Below are 5,035 nucleotides of genomic sequence, written 5' to 3'. Positions count from 1 at the left end.
CCGCTTTAATTCCCTTTGACTCGCCATGATTATGTCCCTTTCTGCCATAATACCCTCCTCTTAAATCGGGTATTATAGCTTCCTTAAAAGCGGACATTTCTATTTTGGCCAAATAGGACATTATCATTTTGGTGTTACAGCAGGAAAAGCATTGCAAGAAAAGAATTAGTATGCTACATTCTACAAACAAGTTTTCAAATATCGGAGAATTCTAAGATGTCGAGAAAGTGTGAAGTTTGCGGGAAAGGACCAATGACCGGCAATAACGTCAGCCATGCAAATAACAGAACAAGGCGGAGATGGCTTCCTAATCTGCAGTCTGTAAAGACTCTGATCAAAGGGGAACCAAGACGCATAAAGGTTTGCACACAGTGTATTCGTTCCGGAAAGATAGAAAGAGTCGCTTAGGTTCTAAACCTCATATCCTTTAAGTTTAGCTGTAAGCTCTTCCTGCCCTGCCAAATATTTATTTGCGGAGTATAGATAATGTCAATATGGTTTTGGGATCTGTAATTATCCATATAGTCAGCCATTCTAAATCCAATAGCTTCGAATTGTTTGCCCTGTTGGGATAATGTAAGTTTGATATGATCCGCGCCGACTTTTCTAGGAGAAAAGCCTAACTCAAGACCCTTTGCAATGAATACAGGTTTTGAGTTTCCCATACCATAAGGCTCAAGATGCTCTATTTCAGCTAAGAATTTGTTTGTGATATTTGATGGAGAAAGAGCTAAATCTATGCGCATCTTTGGTTGAAGATGCTCCTTTGTTATTAGTCTGGCTGCAATCCAGTTGATCTTGTTTCTAAAATTCTTGATATTATCTTTATTGATTGTCACACCTGCGGCGTAAGAATGTCCGCCAAATCTGATCAGGCAGTCTTTGCATTCTCGAAGAGCATCAATAAGCTTAAAGCCTGATATGCTTCTTCCGGAGCCCTTTGCTTCTTTTTTCTGGGTACATATAAGAATTGCGGGTCTGTGGAACATATCAACAAGTCTTGAGGCTACTATTCCAATAACTCCTTCATGCCACTCATCGCTTTCAAGCACGATAACAGGCTCGTTGTCCAGGTCAATTGAGCTTTTTACCATTTCAACGGCGCTGGCAAGAACCTCTTTCTCTGTTTCCTGTCTGTTGATGTTTTCTGCGCAAAGAAGCTTTGCTTTATCTGACGCAGCTTCCTGAGAATCTGTTGTGAGAAGTGTAACGCTTTCAACAGCGCTCTGCATTCTGCCTGCAGCATTAAGTCTTGGAGCTATCATAAACGCCACCTGTCCGCTTGATATTTTGTTCTGTTTTAGCCCTGATTCCTTGATTAGTGTCTTAAGTCCAATGTTTTCCGAGGTTCGGAGTTTTGAGATTCCCAATTTGACAATTATTCTATTATCTCCTAAGAGAGGGACAACATCCGCTACAGTGCCTATCGCTGCAAGATCAGCATATTTAAGAATTCCTTCAGAAGAGATATCTCCAAGAAGATGCTTTGCCACTGCTCTGCATAATTGAAACACAACACCTATGCCGGCAAGCTCAGAAAAAGGATATTTGGAATCAGCCCTTTTCGGATTAACTACAGGATATTTTTGCGGCATGGGTATTTCAACGGTATGATGGTCTGTAATGATAACGTCTGTCCCCATGCTGATTGCAGCCTTGACCTCTTCAATAGAATTTGTTCCACAGTCAACAGTAATAATAAGCTTTGTGCCCTTTTTGCATAAGTCTTTAATTATATTAGTATTAAGCCCATAACCTTCATTCATCCTGTTTGGAATATAGAAATCAATATCTGCGCCAAAATCCTTTAAAAATCTATATAACAGAGCAGTGGAGGTTATTCCATCAGCATCATAGTCTCCATAAATAGTTATTCTTTCCCTATGTTTAATTGTCTTTAGAATTCTCTTTACGCTTGTTTCTACATCAGGCAGTAAAAATGGGTCTGATAACGCGCTTATGGCAGTATACAGAAAACTCTCTGCAGCAGGAATGTCCTTTATCCCGCGATTTATAAGGATTTGAGATGTATTTGGCATAATGCCCAGCTTATCTGATAATTCTCTCTGCAGCTCTATATTAGCCTCATACATTTCCCATATGTAATTTTTCAAACCAGTTTCCTTATTTTTGTTGTTTAATATGAAACTGATTATAGAGCGAATCCTACTCAAAATCAAACTTTCCCTTCAAAGATTTTCATGCAAAAGATTGCATAGGACGTTCATATAAGGTATTCTAAGGGGCATGATAAAAGCAATAATATTTGATTTCGGGAATGTTATCTGTCGTTTTGATGATAATATATTTCTGAATAAACTCTTAAAGTACACAAACAAATCCTTTGGGCAGCTGAATAGTTTAATTTATGATTCAGGTTTAATAGATAAATATGAATCAGGGGGCATTTCTTCTGATAAAACGTTTGCAGCTATTAAAAAAACATGTGGATTATCAATTTTAAAAGATGAATTTATAGAAGCTTATAGTAATATATTCACCTCTGTAGAGGATACCATCAAGTTAATAAAAAAATTAAAAAGAAATTATAAAATCGGTTTATTGTCTAACACCAATCCATGGGATTTCGAAATTAATATTAAACAGGTGGAGATTTTTGACTTGTTTGATGCAGTTAGCCTTTCATACGAAGTTGGAGAAAAGAAGCCTGGTAAGAGAATGTATATGGACATATTAAACAAGCTCAAGTTAAAGCCGGATGAATGTGTGTTTGTAGATGATATTAAAAAAAATATTGAGGCCGCATCAGAAATAGGACTACACGGGATACATTACACAACATATCAAAAACTAGTTGAGAGATTGAGGAAGCTCCATATTACTTTTTAATATAATTACTTAGGTCTGCCAGTTCAGACATTGAGAGTTTTTCTGCACGAATACTCGGAGATAACTTAAGATACTTAAAGGCCTTTTCTAACTCTTCTCTAGCAATTCCTAAATTGGCATATCTTGATATTGCATTAATGAGCATTTTTCTTCTATACATGAAACCAGCCTGGATGATAGCAAAAAACAACCTTTCGTTTTTTACTTTAACTGGCGGTTCATCTAAAAGAGTAAATTTTACCAGAGCAGAATCCACATCTGGCTGAGGATAAAAAGCAGTCTTTTTTATATATTTAACAATCTCTACTCTGCACCTATATTGCACAAAGATTGATAGAGAGCCATAAGTTTTGGATCCTGACTTAGCTGTAAGTCGTTGCGCCACTTCTTTCTGGATCATTAGCACGAAAAGTTCTGGGCTTGGAATAATGTCCAGAAGAAATAATATAACAGGCGTTGTAATGTAATAAGGTATATTTCCTACTACCTTATAATTTCCATGAATATTAAAATTAGTTTTTAAGATATCTTTATTGATGAATTCAATGTTGTTATATGCTGAGAGCAAGTCCTTTGAAATATCAAGTAGTTTTGTGTCTGTTTCCACTGCTATTACATTTTTTGCCTTAGTAGCAATAAGGTGTGTTAGGGCTCCTAGTCCTGAACCGATCTCAACTATAACATCGCTTTTTTTGATATTGAGAGTGTTGATTATTATATTGGCTATGTTCCTGTCTATAAGAAAGTTCTGCCCAAACTTTTTTTGCGGATGAAGATTGTTTTTTTTGAGTTCTTCCTTAATGCTATTTGGAGAGAAGAAATTCATTGCTTGTGAAGAGATTGTTTTATGATAGCCATCTTTGAAGCCATTTTAATTGCCTCTATTAAACTTCCCTCATTTGCAATGCCCTGCCCGGCTATATCATATGCTGTTCCGTGGTCAGGAGATGTTCTGATAATTGGAAGTCCTATTGTTACATTAACACCTTTGCCAAAAGAGAGCATCTTAAAAGGTATAAGCCCTTGGTCATGATACATTGCCAAAATGAAATCATATTTCTTATACTCAGAACTCGCAAAAAATACATCAGCAGAGAAAGGGCCATGGACATTTATGCCACTTTTTAGAGTCTCATTGATTGCTGGTATAATTTCCATTATTTCTTCGTTCCCAATAGCGCCTCCATCTCCACAATGAGGATTTAGGCCAAGTACTGCAATGCTTGGTTTATGTATGCCAAACAGAAAACTATTCTGATCAATCAGTTCAATTGTATCAATTATATACTGTTTTTTTATTAATTTATTAATGTTTTTTACTTGAACGTGTCGTGTTAGGGGAATAATGCGGGTTTTCTCACTTGTTAGAAGCATTGCATATTTATGTGTATTTGTACATGCTGCTAAAAACTCTGTCTGTCCCCTAAACTTAATGCCCGCCTCATTAATTGCATGTTTGTTTACAGGTGCAGTTACAACTGCATCAATCTCCTTATTAAGAGCAAATACAGCTGCGTCTTTTAAAAATTCAATAGCAGCTTTGGCTTGTATAGGGTTTGGTTTGCCAAGTATTATATTTTTTAATTTTAAATTTTGTGGATTAAACAAGTATGCTTTTTTAGACATATTTTTAATGTCTGACAGATGATTTATTATTTCTATTTTATAGGAGGGGCTTATTTTTTTAGTTTTATAAAGAGCTTTCTGAACTCCGATTATAATTGGAGTACAGCACTTGTAGACTTGTTTATTAGCCAGAGCCTTTACGACAACCTCCGGGCCAATTCCTCCAGGGTCACCAAGAGTAATTGCAATTACAGGCTTTTGCATAAAATCTCTCATAAAAAAATTCCCCGCCAAATGCCGTCTAAATAGGGTCGTTTTGAAGCCGCTAAGGCCACGTGGGTGCTCTCTTAAATGTTCAATGCAATTGCATATCCCACCAAATGCGAACTCCCATTTTCTTACTGTTGGCTCAAAATAACCAAACTTATAACAAACACAGCAGGGAATATTAAGTCATTATAACACAACTTATGATTATTTAAAGAGGAAATTTATTTATGTTTGGAAATGGTAAGATACATCCTTACCCCCTAGGTGGAGGATACAAGGGACCCCATCCCGAAAGCTTTCGGGATGGGGTCAGGAAAATATTAATAGTATCTGCGAAAATATTTAAGGA

5 protein-coding genes and 1 other RNA gene are annotated in these 5,035 nt (G+C 36.5%); 2 read left to right on the top strand and 4 right to left on the bottom strand.

What is annotated here, in order from left to right; translation table 11 throughout:
* The first annotated feature begins 216 nt into the window (after nt 1–216).
* The gene (gene rpmB / locus Q7J67_05220) at nt 217–408 is read left to right on the top strand and encodes a 50S ribosomal protein L28 (GenBank protein MDO9464679.1); all 192 of its coding nucleotides are present in this window, start codon (nt 217–219) and stop codon (nt 406–408) included.
* On the opposite strand, the gene recJ is transcribed toward rpmB, so the two are convergent.
* Nucleotides 405–2,114 carry a single-stranded-DNA-specific exonuclease RecJ gene (gene recJ / locus Q7J67_05215; protein MDO9464678.1) on the bottom strand — a complete coding sequence of 570 codons (1,710 nt, stop codon included), beginning with the start codon at nt 2,112–2,114 and terminating at the stop codon, nt 405–407. The two genes, rpmB and recJ, sit on opposite strands and share 4 nt — an antisense overlap.
* A 133-nt stretch (nt 2,115–2,247) precedes the next feature.
* Here recJ and Q7J67_05210 point away from each other — a divergent pair, with 133 nt between their 5' ends.
* Nucleotides 2,248–2,850, top strand: coding sequence for an HAD family phosphatase (locus Q7J67_05210; GenBank protein MDO9464677.1), 603 nt, complete (start codon nt 2,248–2,250; stop codon nt 2,848–2,850).
* Here the strand turns inward: Q7J67_05210 and rsmA are convergent.
* The 3 genes from rsmA to ssrS all read right to left on the bottom strand — a co-directional run bounded on the left by rsmA (nt 2,840) and on the right by ssrS (nt 4,864).
* The gene (gene rsmA / locus Q7J67_05205) at nt 2,840–3,676 is read right to left on the bottom strand and encodes a 16S rRNA (adenine(1518)-N(6)/adenine(1519)-N(6))-dimethyltransferase RsmA (GenBank protein MDO9464676.1); all 837 of its coding nucleotides are present in this window, start codon (nt 3,674–3,676) and stop codon (nt 2,840–2,842) included. The genes Q7J67_05210 and rsmA overlap by 11 nt on opposite strands.
* Entirely contained in the window at nt 3,673–4,692 is a 1,020-nt protein-coding gene (gene pdxA / locus Q7J67_05200; GenBank protein MDO9464675.1) for a 4-hydroxythreonine-4-phosphate dehydrogenase PdxA, read from the bottom strand. Before pdxA ends, rsmA begins: the two co-directional genes overlap by 4 nt.
* A gap of 4 nt (nt 4,693–4,696) precedes the next feature.
* Nucleotides 4,697–4,864: non-coding RNA, 6S RNA (gene ssrS / locus Q7J67_05195), on the bottom strand.
* Nucleotides 4,865–5,035: the final 171 nt, after the last annotated feature.

It is taken from the genome of bacterium (genome assembly GCA_030652805.1).
Lineage (GTDB): Bacteria > JAHJDO01 > JAHJDO01 > JAHJDO01 > JAHJDO01 > JAHJDO01.
The sequence above is the reverse complement of the archived record's forward strand: the minus strand, read 5'-3'. Positions and strand labels throughout refer to the sequence as shown.

Bases quoted from the DNA above. Each gene is read 5' to 3' on its own strand.
- rpmB (MDO9464679.1), top strand. From the start codon at position 217: ATGTCGAGAAAGTGTGAAGTTTGCGGGAAAGGACCAATGACCGGCAAT.
- Q7J67_05210 (MDO9464677.1), top strand. From the start codon at position 2,248: ATGATAAAAGCAATAATATTTGATTTCGGGAATGTTATCTGTCGTTTT.
- pdxA (MDO9464675.1), bottom strand. From the start codon at position 4,692: ATGAGAGATTTTATGCAAAAGCCTGTAATTGCAATTACTCTTGGTGAC.
- rsmA (MDO9464676.1), bottom strand. From the start codon at position 3,676: ATGAATTTCTTCTCTCCAAATAGCATTAAGGAAGAACTCAAAAAAAAC.